This is a genomic window from Desulfobacterales bacterium, assembly GCA_021647905.1.
Taxonomy (GTDB): domain Bacteria; phylum Desulfobacterota; class Desulfobulbia; order Desulfobulbales; family BM004; genus JAKITW01.
Genome location: JAKITW010000020.1, coordinates 18,792 through 36,357, shown reverse-complemented (window position 1 = coordinate 36,357; position 17,566 = coordinate 18,792). Strand labels below are relative to the sequence as shown.

The 17,566-nt window shown below is 60.0% G+C and carries 10 protein-coding genes and 1 pseudogene; 4 read left to right on the top strand and 7 right to left on the bottom strand.

Translation table 11 applies throughout. From position 1 onward, the window contains the following. Nucleotides 1-386 precede the first annotated feature (386 nt). A complete protein-coding gene (locus L3J03_05010) occupies nucleotides 387-746 on the top strand; it encodes a hypothetical protein (GenBank protein MCF6290337.1) in 360 nt (119 codons plus the stop codon). Nucleotides 747-807: 61 nt separating this feature from the next. Further along, nucleotides 808-3,450 (top strand): ChaN family lipoprotein, encoded by a 2,643-nt coding sequence (locus tag L3J03_05005; protein MCF6290336.1) that lies wholly within the window; start codon nucleotides 808-810, stop codon nucleotides 3,448-3,450. A gap of 68 nt (nucleotides 3,451-3,518) precedes the next feature. Here L3J03_05005 and folP read toward each other — a convergent pair whose 3' ends face one another. The 5 genes from folP to L3J03_04980 form a co-directional block, all read right to left on the bottom strand. Next, a complete protein-coding gene (gene folP / locus L3J03_05000; GenBank protein MCF6290335.1) occupies nucleotides 3,519-4,346 on the bottom strand; it encodes a dihydropteroate synthase in 828 nt (275 codons plus the stop codon). A gap of 76 nt (nucleotides 4,347-4,422) precedes the next feature. Next, nucleotides 4,423-6,402, bottom strand: coding sequence for an ATP-dependent zinc metalloprotease FtsH (gene ftsH / locus L3J03_04995; GenBank protein ID MCF6290334.1), 1,980 nt, complete (start codon nucleotides 6,400-6,402; stop codon nucleotides 4,423-4,425). Nucleotides 6,403-6,713: 311 nt separating this feature from the next. Further along, nucleotides 6,714-9,929, bottom strand: a complete 3,216-nt coding sequence (gene carB / locus L3J03_04990) for a carbamoyl-phosphate synthase large subunit (GenBank protein MCF6290333.1) — start codon at nucleotides 9,927-9,929, stop codon at nucleotides 6,714-6,716. A 194-nt stretch (nucleotides 9,930-10,123) separates the two neighbouring features. Beyond that, the gene (gene carA / locus L3J03_04985) at nucleotides 10,124-11,233 is read right to left on the bottom strand and encodes a glutamine-hydrolyzing carbamoyl-phosphate synthase small subunit (protein ID MCF6290332.1); all 1,110 of its coding nucleotides are present in this window, start codon (nucleotides 11,231-11,233) and stop codon (nucleotides 10,124-10,126) included. 77 nt (nucleotides 11,234-11,310) lie between these two features. Continuing rightward, nucleotides 11,311-12,528: a 3-deoxy-D-manno-octulosonic acid transferase gene (locus L3J03_04980; GenBank protein ID MCF6290331.1), complete on the bottom strand. Its 1,218-nt coding sequence runs from the start codon at nucleotides 12,526-12,528 to the stop codon at nucleotides 11,311-11,313. A 703-nt stretch (nucleotides 12,529-13,231) separates the two neighbouring features. Here L3J03_04980 and L3J03_04975 point away from each other — a divergent pair. Both L3J03_04975 and L3J03_04970 read left to right on the top strand, forming a co-directional pair. Further along, a pseudogene (locus L3J03_04975) lies at nucleotides 13,232-13,660 on the top strand (peptidylprolyl isomerase). 279 nt (nucleotides 13,661-13,939) lie between these two features. Continuing rightward, nucleotides 13,940-14,170, top strand: a complete 231-nt coding sequence (locus L3J03_04970; protein MCF6290330.1) for an FKBP-type peptidyl-prolyl cis-trans isomerase — start codon at nucleotides 13,940-13,942, stop codon at nucleotides 14,168-14,170. A 119-nt stretch (nucleotides 14,171-14,289) separates the two neighbouring features. Here the strand turns inward: L3J03_04970 and trpS are convergent, their stop codons facing one another. Together trpS and dnaK are read right to left on the bottom strand one after the other, a co-directional pair. Next, complete coding sequence (gene trpS / locus L3J03_04965; GenBank protein MCF6290329.1) at nucleotides 14,290-15,255, bottom strand: tryptophan--tRNA ligase; 966 nt, start codon at nucleotides 15,253-15,255, stop codon at nucleotides 14,290-14,292. Between the two features lie 291 nt (nucleotides 15,256-15,546). Next, entirely contained in the window at nucleotides 15,547-17,463 is a 1,917-nt protein-coding gene (dnaK, locus tag L3J03_04960; protein ID MCF6290328.1) for a molecular chaperone DnaK, read from the bottom strand. Nucleotides 17,464-17,566 lie beyond the last annotated feature (103 nt).

Sequence of the window (17,566 nt, the reverse complement as noted above, 5' to 3'; positions counted from 1 at the left end):
TGAGAGCTATCAGTTTTCTGGTCTTAGGGGTCAGGGGTCAGGGGTCAGGGAATATTATATTCCGGACCAGGATCACTGCCCCATGTTTTTTTTCATTGCCCACGATTTTTTTTTCGTCTTCCGCCCTCTGTCCTCTGTCCTCAGTCCTCTGTCTCCTGTCTTCTGTCTCTCGTCTCCTGTCCTCAGTCCTCAGTCCTCAGTCCTCTGTCTTCTGTCCTCAGTCCTCAGTCCTCTGCCCCCCCACGGTCGTTGCTGACAAACCGATACTTCATGTTTACAATCGGGTATGGTAGACCATGGCGGAACAGGTATCCGTTTTGCCCGGGGTAATACTGCTTTTAGGCAAACCAAACCGCTTGTCATCCATAATATAGCCAGGACACGATATGCCCATGCCACGTTTCATCCATCTCCCCCTTCTTCTCTGGACAGGAATCATGCTTATTCTCTGCATTGCCCCGGTAGCCGTTGCCGCATCAGACTCTGTCCCCCGGCAGGATATTACCGTTGCTTTTGATCTCGACCAAAACCGGCTCTCGGCAGTCTCCCGGATCACGATCCCGGCCGGCCGCGATCTGGCGCTCCACCTTGACGGGCTCAAGGTCACCGGGATCAGGATCAACGGGGTCCTGGTGCAAGCTGACCCGGAAAAGGCTCAACTGCGGATACCGGCCGCTGACCAGGACCAGGAGATCGAGATCAACTACACCAGGGAGGCAGCACCCGCACCGGGGTCCGTCCCTTGAACTGATCAGCGAGCAGGGGATCAGTCTGACCGGCCACTGGCTGCCCCTGGCCGAGGAAGAGATGCTGTTCCGGCTCACGGTTATTATCCCGGACAGGTTCTCGGCCATATCCGAGACCAGGACCATTGTTATTGGGCCCGGTCCGGCGCCGGGTCTCCGGCAGGTACAATTTGATTTCCCCTATCCCCTTGACTCGATCAACCTGGTGGCCGGCCCGTACCGGGTGGAGGAGGAAACCCTTGACAGCGGCGTTGTCCTGGCCAGTTATTTTTTTGAAGAAGACCGGGAACTGGCCAAGGGCTACCGGGACCAGGCGAAAAAATATCTGACCAGGTACGAGAAACTGCTCGGCCCCTATCCCTATAAGCGGTTCGCCATTGTCGAGAACCGGCTGCCCACCGGCTATGCCATGCCCACCTTCACCCTGCTCGGCCAGGCAGTGGTGCGGCTGCCCTTTATCGTCAGGACCTCGCTGGGCCACGAGATACTGCACGCCTGGCTGGGCAACTCCGTCCGGGTGGCGGACGGTTCCGGAAACTGGGCCGAGGGGCTTACCACCTATCTTGCCGACCATGCCCTGGCCGCGGACCGGGGCGAGGACCGGGGCTACCGCCGGGACCAGATACTGAAATACTGCAGCTATGTCCATTCGGACAATACAATAACCCTGGCCGGGTTCCACGGCGCCGACGACCGCGCCGGCAACCGGGAACAGATCCGGGCCGTGGGCTATGGCAAGGGAGCGCTCTTCTTCCACCTGTTGAGAAACAAGCTGGGCGCGCAGGCCTTTAATGCGGGCCTGCGCGATTTTTATACCCGGATGCGGCACCGGCCGGCCGGCTGGGCCGACCTGCGCGCCAGTTTTGAAAAGACCGGCAAGACCGATCTCAAGGAACTTTTCGAACAGTGGCTGACCCGGACCGATATCCCGGAGCTTTACCTCGATAAAATCACGGTCCAGGAAAAAAAGGGGCAGCCGATACTCAGCTTTGTGGTGGTCCAGGGGACCGCCGCCCCCTATGACCTGACCGTGCCGCTGGTTATCCGCACCCCCCAGGGCGATATCAGGAGAGAACTGACCCTGACCGGCAAAGAGACCCCGGTATCTTTGCCGGTCAAGGCGGTTCCAGCGGAACTGATCCTTGATCCCGACGCGGACATCCTCCGCAGCCAGGGGCCGGCCGAGCTTGCGCCCAGCTGGTCCCGGTTCGACGGCGCTGAGAACAAAATCGCGATAATCGCGGCAGACACCGATGCGGACCGTTTCGGCCCGCTGGTCGAATATCTGCAACAAACCGGCTGCACGATCATCAACGAGGCTGACAGTGATACCGCAGCCAAGGAACTGGCCAGCAACGCGGTGCTCTTCCTGGGCCAGGGCAGGACCAGCCGCTCGCTCTTTGCCCGGGCCATGCATCCGCCCGGGGGGTTCACCCTGGACGTCCGGCCCCACCCGCTCAATCCCGGGCAGGTGGCAATACTGGTGTCAACCGCTTCCAGGCAGGAGACCGCCCTGGCCCTGGCCAAGCTCCGCCATTACGGCAAGTACAGCTTTCTCCACTTTGACCGCGGCCGGCTCCGGACAAAAAAACAGATTGCGGCCGAACATGGGCTGCGCTACCCGGTGGCCCCGCCGCCGGCTGGAATCAAGACCAGCCGGGCCCTGGACTTTTCCGCGATCATCGACCAGCTGGCCGGCAAACGGGTGATCTATGTGGGAGAAAACCACACCAGCTACCAGGACCACCAGCTGCAGCTCCGGATCATCCGGGCCCTGTTTGCCCGCGACCCCGCCCTGGCCATTGGGATGGAGATGTTCGACCGCTCCACCCAACAGGTCCTGGACGACTATCTGGCCCTGAAGATCGAGGAAAGGGAATTCTTGAAAAAATCGAATTACTTTGACATGTGGCGATTCGACTACCGGCTCTACCGGGAAATCATCAACTTTGCCCGGCGCCACCAGATCCCGATCATTGCCTTGAACCAGAAAAGAAAGGTGGTCGGCAGCGTGTTCAAGAACGGCGACTTCAAGGCCCTGACCCCTGAAGAACGGGCCGCGCTCCCCGCGGACCGGGACCTGTCCCTGCCCGGCTACCGGGACCGGTTGATCCCGTTCTTCAAGATGCACTCCGGCGCGGATGACAGCGGCCGGTTCAACGGCTTTATCCAGGCCCAGGCCCTGTGGGACGAGACCATGGCCGAGGCCGCGGCCCGATACCTGAGCAGCCATCCCGATAATCGAATGGTGGTAATCGCCGGTCAGGGGCATGTGGACAAAAAATCCGGGATCCCGCCGCGGCTGGCCCGCCGGCTGGATGTCGCCCAGGCAGTGGTGGTCAACAACGACGGCCGGGAGATCGATCCGGCCACGGCTGATTACCACTTCTTTTCCCCGCCGGCCTCGCTTAAGCCCCTGCCCCTGATCGGGGTACAGCTCTCCGAAGAACCGGACCGGGCCGGAGCAGTGGTGACCGATCTCAGCCCCCATGGCCAGGCCGGAAAAACAGGAATCAGAAAAAACGACCTCATCATCGCCATTGACGATGAACCGGTGACCGCTGTTGAGGACGTGAAGATCATCATGCTCTACAAGGAGGACAGCGAGTCGGTCCGGGTCCGGGTCAGACGAACCCACGCCCTGCTGCCGGACGAAACCCTGGAGTACACGGTACCGCTGAAAAAGGCGACCAGCCCGCATTGAAAGAACCGTTCAAACGTTCAACCGTTCAAACGGCCCAATAAGAAACCTCCCGTAATTCGGGAGGTTTCTTATTGGGCCATACTTATCGCCCGGGCCATGCGTACCGCCTGAACCGTCTTGCCCACGTCGTGGACCCGAAGAACGGCAACCCCCTGGGCAACGCACAGGGCGGATACCGCCGCGGTGGCGACATCGCGGTCAGCCGCATCCTCAATGCCCAGGACCGTACCGATAAATGCCTTGCGGGAATGGCCGACCAGAAGCGGCAGGCCCAGCTGTTGGAACTGCTCCAGGTGTTTGAGAATGGTCAGGTTATGGTCCAGGGTCTTGCCAAAGCCGATACCCGGATCAAGGATGAACCGTTGCCGGGCCACCCCCCGGTCCGCGGCCCAGTCAAGCCGCTCCTGAAAAAAAGCATTGATCTCGGCGACCACGTCTTCATAATGGGGATCAAGCTGCATGTCCCGGGGCGTACCCTGCATGTGCATGATTATCACCGGCACATCGGTGGTTGCGGCCAGGGCGACCATCTCCGGGTCGAAACGCAGGGCGCTGATATCGTTGATCATGTCAGCGCCCAGGTCCAGGGCCTGGCGGGCCACCTCGGCCTTGGTGGTATCAATGGAAACCGGCAGGGAGGAACGGGCGCGGATCAGACGGATCGCCGGCAGGACCCGGGCCAGTTCTTCTTCCACTGCAACCGGCTCGGAAAAGGGCCGGGAAGATTCGCCGCCCACATCGATGATATCCACCCCGGCGCCGAGCATATCCTCCACCCGGGCGACAATGGCTGGTTCGGAAACAAAACCGCCGCCGTCGGAAAAGGAGTCGGGCGTCACGTTGAGGACGCCCATCACCCGTACCCGGTCAGCGGCGGAGAGATGGAGTGCATTCATCTTTTTTTCATCTTCAAGCGCTACGCTCTCCGGCCCGGTCCCTTCAACCGGACGGAGTTGACATATCCGGCCATTGTTACGCCGGGGCCCCGTTCCCGGCGATATCGTCATCCTCGCCCTGCCCGGCGGCCTTGGTCCCGGCCTGGGCCACGGTCTGCTCTTCGGCCGGCGGCTCTGCCGCCGCCTCTGCCGCGGCGGTCTGCTTCTCAACCGCTGCCTTGGCGGCCCTGGCCTTGGCGACCGGCTTCTCCTCCTGCTCCTTGGCCGGTTGTTCCGGATCCACCTTGCGGCCGGACCCGGCATTGATCAACTCCTCGATATCCTCAAGTACAATGGTTTCCTGATCCAGCAGGGCCCGGGCAATGGCCTTGAGCAGATCTATGTTTCCGGACAGCAGTTTTTCCGCGGTCTCCTGGGCCGTGAACACCATGTCCCTGACCTCCTTGTCGATCTGGATGGCGGTGTCCTCGCTGTAATCGCGGTGCTGGGCGATCTCCCGGCCGAGGAAGATCTGTTCTTCCTTTTTACCGAAAGAGAGCGGTCCCATGTCGCTCATCCCCCACTCGCAGACCATCTTGCGGGCCAGATTGGTGGCCTGCTCAATGTCGTTGCCCGCGCCGGTGGTAATCTCGCCGAAAACAAGATCTTCAGCCACCCGGCCGCCCAGCAGGATGCACATCCGGCTGATCAGATACCCCTTGGGATAGGTATGCTTCTCGTCGATGGGCAGTTGCTGGGTCAGGCCCAGGGCACTGCCGCGCGGGATAATGGTCACCTTGTGGATCGGATCGGTGCCGGGCAGCAGCCTGGCCACCAGGGCGTGACCGGCCTCGTGGTAGGCGGTGATCTCCTTTTCCTTGTCGCTGATGATCATGCTGCGCCGTTCCGCGCCCATCATCACCTTGTCCTTGGCCTGTTCCAGGTCCTTCATGGTCACCTGGTCGGCGCTGCTGCGGGCCGCCAGCAGGGCGGCCTCGTTCACCATGTTCTCCAGATCGGCGCCGGTGAAACCGGGACAGCCGCGGGCGATAACCGCCAGGTCCACGTCCGCGGCCAGCTTGGTCCGCCTCCCGTAGATACCAAGGATCATTTCCCGGCCCTTGACATCCGGAATCGGCACAATCACCTGGCGGTCGAAACGGCCCGGCCGCAGCAACGCCGGGTCGAGTACATCGGGCCGGTTGGTGGCCGCGACAATGATCACCCCTTCGCTGGACTCGAAACCGTCCATCTCCACCAGGAGCTGGTTCAGGGTCTGCTCCCGCTCGTCATGGCCGCCGCCGAGCCCGGCGCCGCGATGACGGCCCACCGCGTCGATCTCGTCGATAAAGATAATACAAGGCGCGTTCTTCTTGCCCTGGATAAACAGATCACGCACCCGGGAGGCGCCCACCCCGACAAACATCTCGACGAAATCAGAGCCGCTGATCGTGAAAAAGGGCACCTCGGCCTCGCCGGCAATGGCCTTGGCCAGCAGGGTCTTGCCAGTACCCGGGGCCCCGGCCAGCAGGACCCCCTTGGGGATCCGGCCGCCCAAGCGGGTGAACTTCTGCGGGTCCTTGAGAAAATCGATAATCTCGGACAGCTCTTCCTTGGCCTCCTCGATACCGGCCACGTCCTTGAAGGTAACCTTGGCGTGGCCCGCCTCCAACCGCTTGGCCCGGGTCTTGCCGAATGAGAGAGCGCCGCGTCCGCCGCCGCCCATCTGCATCTGGCGCATGAAAAAGATCCAGACCCCGATCAGAAGGAGCATCGGAAACCAGGAGACCAGGATGGTGACGTACCAGGGGGTGTCTTCCTTTTCCTTGACGCTGATATCCACGTTGGATTCACGCAGCAGCGGGATCAACTCGGAATCGGGCGGGGTAACGGTACGAAAAGATTGGCCATCCTTAAGGGCTCCGGTGATCTTATCTCCCTCGATCACCACCTGGTTGATCGCCCCGCTCTTAACGTTGCTGATAAAGTCGCTGTAGGATATCTGGACATGTTGGAGCTGGGGCTTGTTAAACAGGTTGAACAGGAGAATCACGGTCAACCCGATCACCAGCCACATGCTCAGATTTTTATAAAAAGTATTCAAAAACAGCCTCCAGTAATCATGGTCATTTTAATTCCGGCATCGGTACGCGATATTTCCCTTAAAAAGACCGCTGCCAGAGGGACGACAAGGTTGTTCCGGCCGCAACGCGCCGGCCAAGCAAGAAGCCGGCCGCAGCCAGGCCCCGGACTCGTTCCGGGGCACGGAGGCCTGCCTGCGACCGGCTTGAACAAATTACAATAAGTATTGAATAAGCAAAAGTCCAGAATATATTCCCGGAGTTGGTGCGGTTGGCGGGAAAATCGTCTTAAGCCGCCCTGCTCCGCTTATTCAAAATACTCCTGAATCGCCCTGACTTCCAGGGTCTGTCCCTTGAGGGTCTCCACGGCCCCCACCATGGACAGGGCCCCGGAAATGGTGGTGGTATAGGCCAGGCGGTAGTCCAGGGCGCTGCGGCGGATGGTGTAGGAATCCTCAGTGGTCCTTGAGCCCATGGAGGTGTTGATTATCCACTGGATCTGGCCGTCCTGGATCTTGTCAAGGATATGGGGCCGGCCCTCGGAAATCTTGTTCACCCGGGTGCAGAGGATCCCGTTATCGTTCAAGTATGCGGCCGTGCCGGCAGTGGCGACCAGCGAGAAGCCGAGATCGAGCAGCCGTTGGGCCACCGGCTTGACCGCTGGTTTATCATTGTCCCGCACACTGATCAGGACATTGCCCGCCAGGGGCAGTTTCTGCCCGGCGGCCCACTGCGACTTGGCAAAGGCCAGTCCCAGATCCTGGTCGATCCCCATTACCTCGCCAGTGGATTTCATCTCCGGACCGAGCAGGGTATCAACGTTCTCAAAACGGTCAAAGGGGAACACCGCCTCCTTCACCGCCCAGTGGCTGATCTCCACCTCCCTGGTAAGCCCCAGTTCGGCAAGCGTCATCCCCAGCATCACCTTGGTGGCCAGCTTGGCCAGGGGCACGCCGGTGGCCTTGCTGACAAAGGGCGCGGTCCGGGAGGCCCGCGGGTTCACCTCCAGGACATAGAGGTCATTGTCCTTGACCGCATACTGGACGTTCATCAAGCCCACCACCTTCAGCTCCATGGCCATGGCCCGGGTCGCCGCCTTGATCTCCTCGATCAACTCCAACGCCAGGGTATGGGGCGGCAGCACGCAGGCCGAGTCGCCGGAATGGATGCCGGCCTCCTCAATGTGCTCCATGATCCCACCGATAATCGTGGTCTCGCCGTCGCAGATCGCGTCCACATCCACCTCGGTGGCGTCTTTTAAAAATTTGTCGATCAACACCGGATGTTCCGAAGAGGCGATCATTGCCGATCCCATGAACTCACGGACCCCCGCCTCATTGTAGACAATGCGCATGGCCCGGCCGCCGAGCACATAGGAGGGCCGCACCACCACCGGGTAGCCGATCTCCCGGGCCACGGCCAGGGCCTCGTCAATGGTCCGGGCCGTGCCGTTGGCCGGCTGCCGCAGATTCAACTTCTGCAGGAACTGCTGGAACCGTTTCCGGTCCTCGGCCCGGTCAATGGAATCGGGCGAGGTGCCGAGGATCGGCACCCCGGCCGTGGCCAGCGGCACCGCCAGGTTGAGCGGGGTCTGGCCGCCGAACTGGACAATAACCCCGTCCGGCTGCTCCTGATCGATGATATTGAGCACATCCTCCCGGGTCAAGGGCTCGAAATAGAGCTTGTCCGAGGTATCGTAGTCAGTGCTCACCGTTTCGGGATTGGAGTTGACCATGATACTTTCGATGTTCATCTCGGCCAGGGCAAAGGCGGCGTGGACGCAGCAGTAGTCGAACTCGATCCCCTGGCCGATCCGGTTGGGTCCGCCGCCCAGGATCATCACCTTCTTTTTATCGCTGCCCCGCGACTCATCCTCAACCTCATAGGTGGAGTAATAGTAAGGGGTATAGGCCTCGAACTCGGCGGCGCAGGTGTCGACCAGCTTGAACACCGGCCTGATCTTCTGCTTGTCCCGCAACTCCCGGATGTCATTCTCAGTGGTGCCGGTGAGGTAACCGAGTTGAAAATCGGAAAACCCCTGCTGTTTGGCCTTGCGCAACAGTCCTTGGGCCAGGCCGTTGAACCCGGCGGCACGGATCTCTTTTTCAGTGGCCACCAACTGCTCCAGGTTACGCAGGAACCAGGGATCAATGGCGGTTAATTCATAAAGCCGCTCCACCCGCATCCCCCGTTTCAAGGCCTCGTAGATATGGAAAACCCGTTGGGAATTGGGGGTGATCAGCCCATGGTTCAATTCCGCCTGGTCCAGATGGCTGAGATCGCCCCGGCCGTCGTCACCAAAACCCATCCGGCCCACCTCCAGGGAACGCATCCCCTTCTGAAAGGCCTCCTTGAAGGTCCGGCCGATGGCCATGGTCTCGCCCACCGACTTCATCGCCGTGGTGAGCAGATCCTCGGTTTCGGGAAACTTCTCAAAGGTCCAGCGGGGGATCTTGACCACACAGTAATCAATGGTGGGCTCAAAGGAGGCATAGGTCTCCCGGGTGATATCGTTGGGAATCTCGTCCAGGGTATAGCCAACCGCCAGCTTGGCCGCGATCTTGGCAATGGGAAAACCGGTGGCCTTGGAGGCCAGGGCCGAACTGCGCGACACCCGGGGGTTCATCTCGATCACCATCATCTCGCCATCCGCCGGATTGACCGCGAACTGGACATTGGAACCGCCGGTCTCCACCCCGATCTCGCGGATAATGGCAATGGCGGCGTTACGCATCTGCTGGTATTCCCGGTCGGTCAGGGTCTGGATCGGGGCCACGGTTATCGAATCGCCGGTGTGCACCCCCATGGCGTCCATGTTCTCGATCGAACAGATGATGACCACATTGTCCTTACAATCCCGCATCACCTCCAACTCATATTCCTTCCAGCCGAGCAGGCTCCGTTCCAGCATCACCTCGCTGTTCAGGCTCAGATCCAGACCGCTGCCGGCCAGGGCGGCCAGTTCCCGCATGTTATAGGCCACCCCGCCGCCGGTGCCGCCCAGGGTGAAACTGGGCCGGACGATCAGGGGAAAACCGATCTCCTCGCCCGCGGCCAGGGCCTGGTCCAGGGTATGGACAATAACGCTATCCGGCACCTTGAGGCCGATCTTTCTCATCGCGGCCCGGAACTCCTCCCGCCCCTCGGCCTTGCGGATGACCTCGATGTTGGCGGCCAGCAGCTCCACCCCGAACTTATCGAGCACCCCCATCTCGGCCACCTTGATGGCGGTGTTCAGCCCGGTCTGACCGCCCAGGGTGGGCAGCAGGGCGTCGGGCCGCTCCCGCTCGATCACCTTGGCGACCATCTCCGGGGTGATCGGCTCGATATAGGTCCGGTCCGCCAGTTCCGGGTCGGTCATGATCGTGGCCGGGTTGGAGTTGATCAGCACCACTTCGTAGCCTTCCTCGCGCAGGGCCTTGACCGCCTGGGTGCCGGAATAGTCAAACTCACAGGCCTGGCTGATGATAATCGGGCCGGAGCCAATGATCAGGATCTTCTTGATATCGGTTCGTTTAGGCATGGGTATCTATATTAACTGGCAGAATTTTTTAATAGATCAACTCATGATGGACTCGTAAGAATTACCGGGATGGCTAAGTAAGAATTTCGATATACAAGGAGTAGTGTATTTTTGAGAGTAAGGCCATACATAACGGTATGCCGAGCGAACAAAAATGCGCTACGACGCGGTAGATCGGAATTGTTACGACGCCATCAGCTCATCATCGCTATGAAGCGGTCAAATAGATAAAGGGTGTCATGGGGACCAGGGGCGTTTTCCGGATGATACTGCACTGAAAAGGCCGGAAACCGTCGATGCCGCATCCCCTCAACGCTGTTATCGTTGAGATTGACATGGGTCAGCTCCACCTGCTCCGGGTCAAGGCTGTCCATGTCCACACAGAAACCATGGTTCTGGGAGGTGATCTCCACCTTGCCGGTTTCAAGATCCTTGGCCGGCTGGTTGACCCCGCGATGACCGAACTTCAGCTTATAGGTGGCGCCCCCATAGGCCAGCCCCAGGATCTGGTGGCCGAGACAGATGCCGAAGATCGGTTTCCGGCCGAGCAGGGCCTGGACCGTTTCCACCACCCCCTCCACCCCGGCCGGATCGCCGGGCCCGTTGGACAGGAAGATGCCGTCCGGCTCCAGGGCCAGGATCTCTTGGGCGCCGGTCCCGGCCGGCACCACCTGGATACGGCAATCACGCTCGGCCAGCAACCGCAGCTGGTTGTACTTGAGCCCGAAATCCATGACCACCACCCGGTACCGGCCGGGACCGGCGCTGGTGAAACCAGCCCCTTGCCTGGGGCCGTCCGCGGTCCAGCCGTAGGCCCTGGCGCAGGTAACCTCCCGGACCAGGTCGCGACCGACCAGCCCGGCCGAGGTCTGGGCCTTGTTCGCCAGGGAGACCGGATCAAGGTCCTCGGTGGAGACCACCGCCTTCATCGCGCCGACGATCCGGATATGGCGGGTAAGGGCCCGGGTGTCGAGCCCCTCCACCCCCAGGATTCCATGCTCCATCAGGAAATCGGCCAGGTTGCCGGTGGCCCGATAATTGCTCGGCATTGCGTTGTACTCCCTGACCAGAAAGGCATCAAGATGAATCCGGTCCGATTCCATATCCTCGTGATTGACCCCGTAATTGCCGATCAGGGGATAGGTCATGGTAACCATCTGGCCCTTGTAGGAGGGGTCGGTCAACAGCTCCTGATAGCCGCTCATGCTGGTATTAAAGACGATCTCCCCGACGGCCTCGCCAGGACCGGTAAAGGATTCCCCCTCAAAAACAGTGCCATCTTCCAGGGCGACAAGTGCTTTCATATATAATGTCCTACTGTTGCGGTTCCAGGTTCACGGTTCAGCGGTTCACGGTTTTTTAAATTCTACATTCTACATTTTTAATTCTGCCTTGCCTTTCCAACCGTCATCTGTCTTCTGTCCTCTGAACTGTCCAGCAACTCCTTGACCAGCATGGCCTGCCGCCGGGCCGAACCCTGCTGGGCCATGGCGATCTCCCCGGCCCGCACCCCGGCGGCCCGGTATTCCTCCTGGTGATCCAGAAAACGGATGATCGCCGCGGTCATCTCCCGGGCCTCGCGGATCGGCAAGCCGGCCCGGACCGATTCCAGCAGTTGCACTGCATCGGCAAAATCATTCATGTGGGGCCCGTAAAAAACCGGTTTACCGTAAACAGCCGCCTCCATGATGTTATGCCCGCCGCGCTCCACCAGACTGCCGCCGCAGAACACATAGGTTGCCACCGAGTAGAGACCGGCCAGGTCGCCGACCCCGTCGACCAGGACCACGTCCCGGCTCCGGCCATGTTCCTCGATCCAACTCAACTTCTCAAAGGCAATCCCGCGCTCCCGCAGCAGCATTTCGATTTCAGGCAACCGCCGGAGATGGCGCGGCGCCAGTACCAGGACCAGATCCCGCAACCGGGCATCTTTTTTAAGATCCCGATACACCGGCAGCAACATCTCCTCCTCGCCGGTATGGGTGCTGCCGGCCACCAGCAGGGGAGTACCCTCGCCAATGCCGAGCCGGCTCCGGTAGACGGCCGCGGTTGCCGGGGAAAAGGTGGTTGTGGCCAGGTCATACTTGGCATTGCCGGCCACGGTTACCCGGCCCGGTTCCGCGCCAAGGTCGATAAACCGCTGCCCGTCCTGGTCGCTGATCACCGCAATGGCCGAAAAGTTGGCCAGCACCTGCTTCATGAACCGGCCCACCCGCTGGTAACGGCGGAAAGACCGCTGGGACAGCCGGCCGTTCAGGAGCAGCAACCTGGTGCCGTTCCGGCGCAGCCGTCTGAGAATATTGGGCCACAGCTCGGTCTCCAGGCAGATATAGACATCAGGCCGGATCCTTGCCGCCACCCGGCCGACGATCCCGGGCAAATCAAGCGGGGCGTAGATGCACCGGACCCGGTTACCCAGTTGCCTGCGGGCCACCGCCATTCCCTGGGCGGTCATCACCGAGAGAATAAAGGCCGCGTCAGGGAACATTTTTTCAAGCTCCATGATCAGGGCCCGGGCCGGTTGCACCTCGCCCACCGAGGCGGCGTGCAGCCAGATCCGCACCGAGTCGACATCCGGCGTCCCGATTCCGGACACCATTCCGAGCCGTTGGGCCAGGCCCTGCCGGTGGTGACCGGAAATGATGCTGTAAATGAGAAAGAACGGCAAACTGATACTAAAAAAAAGCCAGCTTAAAAGCTGGTAGCATCCATAAATCAAGTGTTGTCGGCTCCGCAGAAAATCATTTTCCCTCACGATGCCCGCGCTTAAAGCACCTTTTTCATGACCCGGTAACATTGTCGGTCTCGCAACAACCCGCTCGACGGACGTGATTCGTCTTGTAACTTGTTGATTTTATTGGGTGGCATTTGAAACCTTTCGGGTTGTTACGAGTTCATCAACATTGGCGGAAAATCTTCCGGGTCCCGCCCTGTTCGTTTGTTTTATCGCCGATCCGGGCAGAATGATCCGCAACTGTTCAGCCCGCCGTTATTGCCAAGAAAAAAACGATTAATTTAAACCGGAATCCGCCGATTCGTCAATAGATAATCAGATAGCAACCAGGCCGCAACCTTGATTTTTCCAGAAAGAGCGGGCAGTGCCGAAAGGTTGAAACGGCTTGCGGATCACTGGAAAAAAGCGTAAACTGTCTGCTTTATGCCGAGACCGCTCAATGTTGAAACCGGCCGCTGCCAGAGACGCAACGAGTACCCGGAAAAAATGGCGGCACCCCCGTCTGGTTACTGCGGGGCGCTTACAATTTACTCACGAAAAAGGAGATAACATGCCTGCAACAGACTCTCTGACAGATGGACTTTATGCCAGAATCACAACCAGCCGGGGAGAGATCATCCTTTCCCTGGAGTTTGAAAAAACACCGCTCACCGTGGCCAACTTCGTCGGCCTGGCCGAGGGGACCAAGGATTCCCAGCGCGGCCGGGTGCGCTACTATGACGGACTCACCTTTCACCGGGTCCTCCCTGATTTCATGGTCCAGGGCGGTTGCCCGCAGGGAACCGGCACCGGCGGCCCCGGCTACACCTTTGCCGATGAGATCGATTCCAGCCTGAAACATGACCGCCCCGGCATCCTGTCCATGGCCAATGCCGGGCCCGGCACCAACGGCAGCCAGTTCTTTATCACCCATGTCCCTACTCCCTGGCTGGACGGCAAGCACACGGTCTTCGGCCGGGTAACCGACGGCCAGGAGGTGGTTGACGCCATCCGCCAGGGCGACACCATCAAGACGGTTGAAATAATCCGGGTCGGCACCGGGGCCAGGGCATTTAAAGCCGATCAGGCCGCTTTTGAGGCGCTGCTGGCGGGAATGGCCGGCCGGGAAGAGGAAAAAATCAGGGCTCGGCAGGAAGAACAAGAGGCGCTGATCAAGGAAAAATGGCCCAATGCGATAACCACCCCCTCGGGCTTACGGTACGTGGTGCTCCAAGAGGGCAGCGGCGACAAACCCCGGTCCGGGGCCACCATCTCGGCCCACTACACCGGCACCCTGATGAACGGACAGAAGTTCGACAGCTCGGTTGACCGCGGTCAACCGCTGAAGTTTGAGGTGGGGGTGGGCCGGGTGATCCCGGGTTGGGACGAGGCCCTGCTCGACATGAAAAAAGGAGAGAAGAGAACCTTGATCGTCCCGCCGCAACTGGCCTATGGCGAACGAGGCGTACCCGGCGCGATACCGGCCAACGCCACCCTGGTCTTCGAGGTGGAGCTGGTCGACATCTAGCCGACTTTTTTTTGGTTCATCCGACTTAAGCGTACTTTAGGTGTCAGGTGTCAGGTTAACCTCCTGACTCTGGTCGGCGATGTTGGTTTTTTTCTGACACCTGAAACCTCTCCTCTAAATCAATAGCGCAGCCCGACTTTGTCCCGCACCAGTTCCAGGGTGGGAAGCGCTTTTTCCCGGGCCTTGTCCGCCCCCTGGCGCAGCACCTCTTTCAGATACCCCGGATCCTTGAGGAGCTGGTCCCGCTTTTGCCGGGCCTCCTGGAAATAGTCCCGGATCAGGTCGACCAGTTCCAGCTTGATATAGCCGTAGGCAGCGCCGCCCTGGACATAGAGTTTCCGGACCTCGGCCAGCCGGCCGGCCGGGGCGAACAGCGAAAAGATCTTGAACAGGTTGCAGCTGTCCGGGTCCTTGACCGCCTCCACCGGCGAAGCATCGGTGATAATGGACATCACCTTTTTCTTCAATTCCTTTTCCGTGGAAAAGATGGGGATGGTGTTGCCGTAGGACTTGGACATCTTCTGGCCGTCCAGGCCCGGCACGGTGGCCGACTCCTCGGCAATGGCCGGCTCGGGCAGCACAAAGGTCTTGCCAAAGATATTGTTGAAACGCTGGGCAATGTCCCGGGCCACCTCAAGATGCTGTTTCTGGTCCTTGCCCACCGGCACCAGCTCCGCTTGAAAAAGGAGAATATCAGCGGCCATCAACACCGGGTAGGAGAACAGGCCGTGGCTGGGGGCAATGCCCTTGGCGATCTTGTCCTTATAGGAATGGCAGCGCTCCAGGAGCCCCATGGAGGTCAGGGTCGAGAGTATCCAGGTCAGTTCGGTCACCTCGGGCAGATCGCCCTGGACCCAGAAGATGCAGCGCTCCGGGTCCAGCCCCAGGGCGATGAAATCCGCCGCCGCCTCCAGAGTCCCCCGGGCCAGCCGGTCCCGGTCATGGACCGAGGTCAGGGCATGGAGGTTGACCACGAACACGTACAGCTCGCCGCGTTCCATGTTGCGGATCATCGGCTGCATCATCCCGAAGTAGTTGCCGATATGGAGTTGACCCGAGGGCTGGATTCCCGAAAGGATTCTCATATGTCCCACCTTGTTTTGCAAAAAGTTCTGTCAAAGCCGGGATGTTAAAAAAAAAGGGGAGTGCGGGCAACCTTTTTCCGCACTCCCCTTTTCAGGGATTCAGAAACCAGAGGTCAGAGGTCGGAAGTCAGGGGTCGGAAACTGATAGGACCTATGGGACCTATGAACCTGTGATTCGCGTCCCGCGAGCCTTTTAGCCGTTGCCGTTCCCACTGTCAGTACAGCAGTTCCCTGCCCCCTGCACCCTGTCCCCCGCACCCTTTCTTTACTGTCCTCTGTCCTCTGTCCTCGTTACTTCACTTCCTCGAAGTCGGCATCAACCACATCGTCGTCCTTCTTGTCGTTGCCGGCCCCGGCCTCGCCGCCGGCCGCGCCACCCGCATCCGCGCCGGGCGGTTCGGCCGTGGCCTGGGAGTACATCATCTCGGCCAGCTTGTGGGAGGCCTGGGTCAGACTCTCGGTGCCTTTCTTGATGGCCTCGATATCGTCACCCTCGATCACCTTCTTCAGGGAGGCGATCTCGCTCTCTACATTGCCCTTGGTTCCGGCATCAACCTTGCCGCCCAGATCCTTGAGGCTTTTCTCGGTGGCATAGATCAGGGAATCGGCCTGGTTCTTGGCCTCGACCAGTTCCTTGCGCTTCCTGTCCTCTTCGGCATGCAGTTCGGCATCCTGCTGCATCTTCTTGATCTCCGCCTCGGACAGGCCGCTGGAGGCGGTGATCTTGATCGACTGCTCCTTGCCGCTGCCCATATCCTTGGCTGAGACGTGGAGAATGCCGTTGGCGTCAAGATCAAAGGTTACCTCGATCTGGGGCACCCCGCGCGGGGCCGGCGGGATATCGGTCAGCTCGAAACGGCCGATGGTCTTGTTATAGGCGGCCATCTCCCGCTCACCCTGGAGAACCAGAATCGAAACCGCCGGCTGGTTATCCGCGGCAGTGGAAAAGATCTGACTCTTCTTGGTGGGCACGGTGGTATTCTTTTCGATCAACTTGGTGAACACCCCGCCCAGGGTCTCGATCCCCAAGGAAAGCGGGGTAACGTCGAGGAGCAGAACATCCTTGACATCGCCGCGCAGCACCCCGCCCTGGATGGCGGCGCCGATGGCCACCACCTCGTCCGGGTTGACCCCCTTGTGCGGGTCCTTGCCGAATATCTGCTTCACCTTTTCCTGAACCTTGGGCATCCTGGTCATGCCGCCCACCAGGATAACCTCGTCGATATCGCCGGGCGAGACGCCGGCATCCTTCAGGGCGGTCAGGCAGGGGCCCTCGGTGCGATCAATCAGATCAGCGACCAGGCTCTCGAACTTGGCCCGGGTCAGCTTGATGTTCAGATGCTTGGGACCGGAGGCGTCAGCAGTGATAAAGGGCAGGTTGATAGTGGTCTCCATGGTGGTGGACAGTTCCATCTTGGCCTTTTCACCCTCTTCCTTCAACCGTTGCAGGGCCATCTTGTCGCTACGCAGGTCAATGCCCTGCTCCCGTTTGAACTCGTCGGCCAGCCAGTTGACCACCCGCATATCAAAGTCTTCGCCGCCCAGAAAGGTATCGCCGTTGGTGGACTTGACCTCGAACACGCCGTCGCCGATCTCCAGAATGGAGATATCAAAGGTGCCGCCGCCCAGGTCAAAGACCGCGATCCGCTCCTCGCCCTTTTTGTCCAGGCCGTAGGCCAGGGAGGCGGCGGTTGGCTCGTTGATGATCCGCTGCACGTTGAGCCCGGCGATCCGGCCGGCGTCCTTGGTGGCCTGACGCTGGCTGTCATTGAAATAGGCGGGCACGGTGACCACCGCATCGGTGACCGTCTCGCCCAGGTACTCCTCAGCGGTCTGCTTCATCTTGGTGAGCACCATGGCCGAGATCTCGGCCGGGGTATAGACCTTGCCGTCCACCTCCACCGCGGCCTCGCCGTTCTTGCCCTTGACGATCTTGAACGGGCTGACCTGGATGGACTTGGTAACCTCCTGATCGGTGAACTTCCGCCCGATCAGCCGCTTGATCGCATACAGGGTTCTGACCGGGTTGGTAACCGCCTGCCGCTTGGCCACCTGGCCGACCAGCCGCTCCCCGTTATCGGAAAACGCCACCACCGAGGGGGTGGTCCGATTTCCTTCCATGTTGGCGATGACCTTGGGATCACCGCCCTCCATAACCGCCACACATGAGTTGGTGGTGCCCAGATCAATCCCGATTATTTTACCCATTTTCTTATCTCCTTTTGCTCGACAAAGCTTTCTTGGAACCACGGACCATTCCAAGCGGTGATGTCGTCCGTGATCCAGAATCAAATTTTAAAAATTGTTTTAC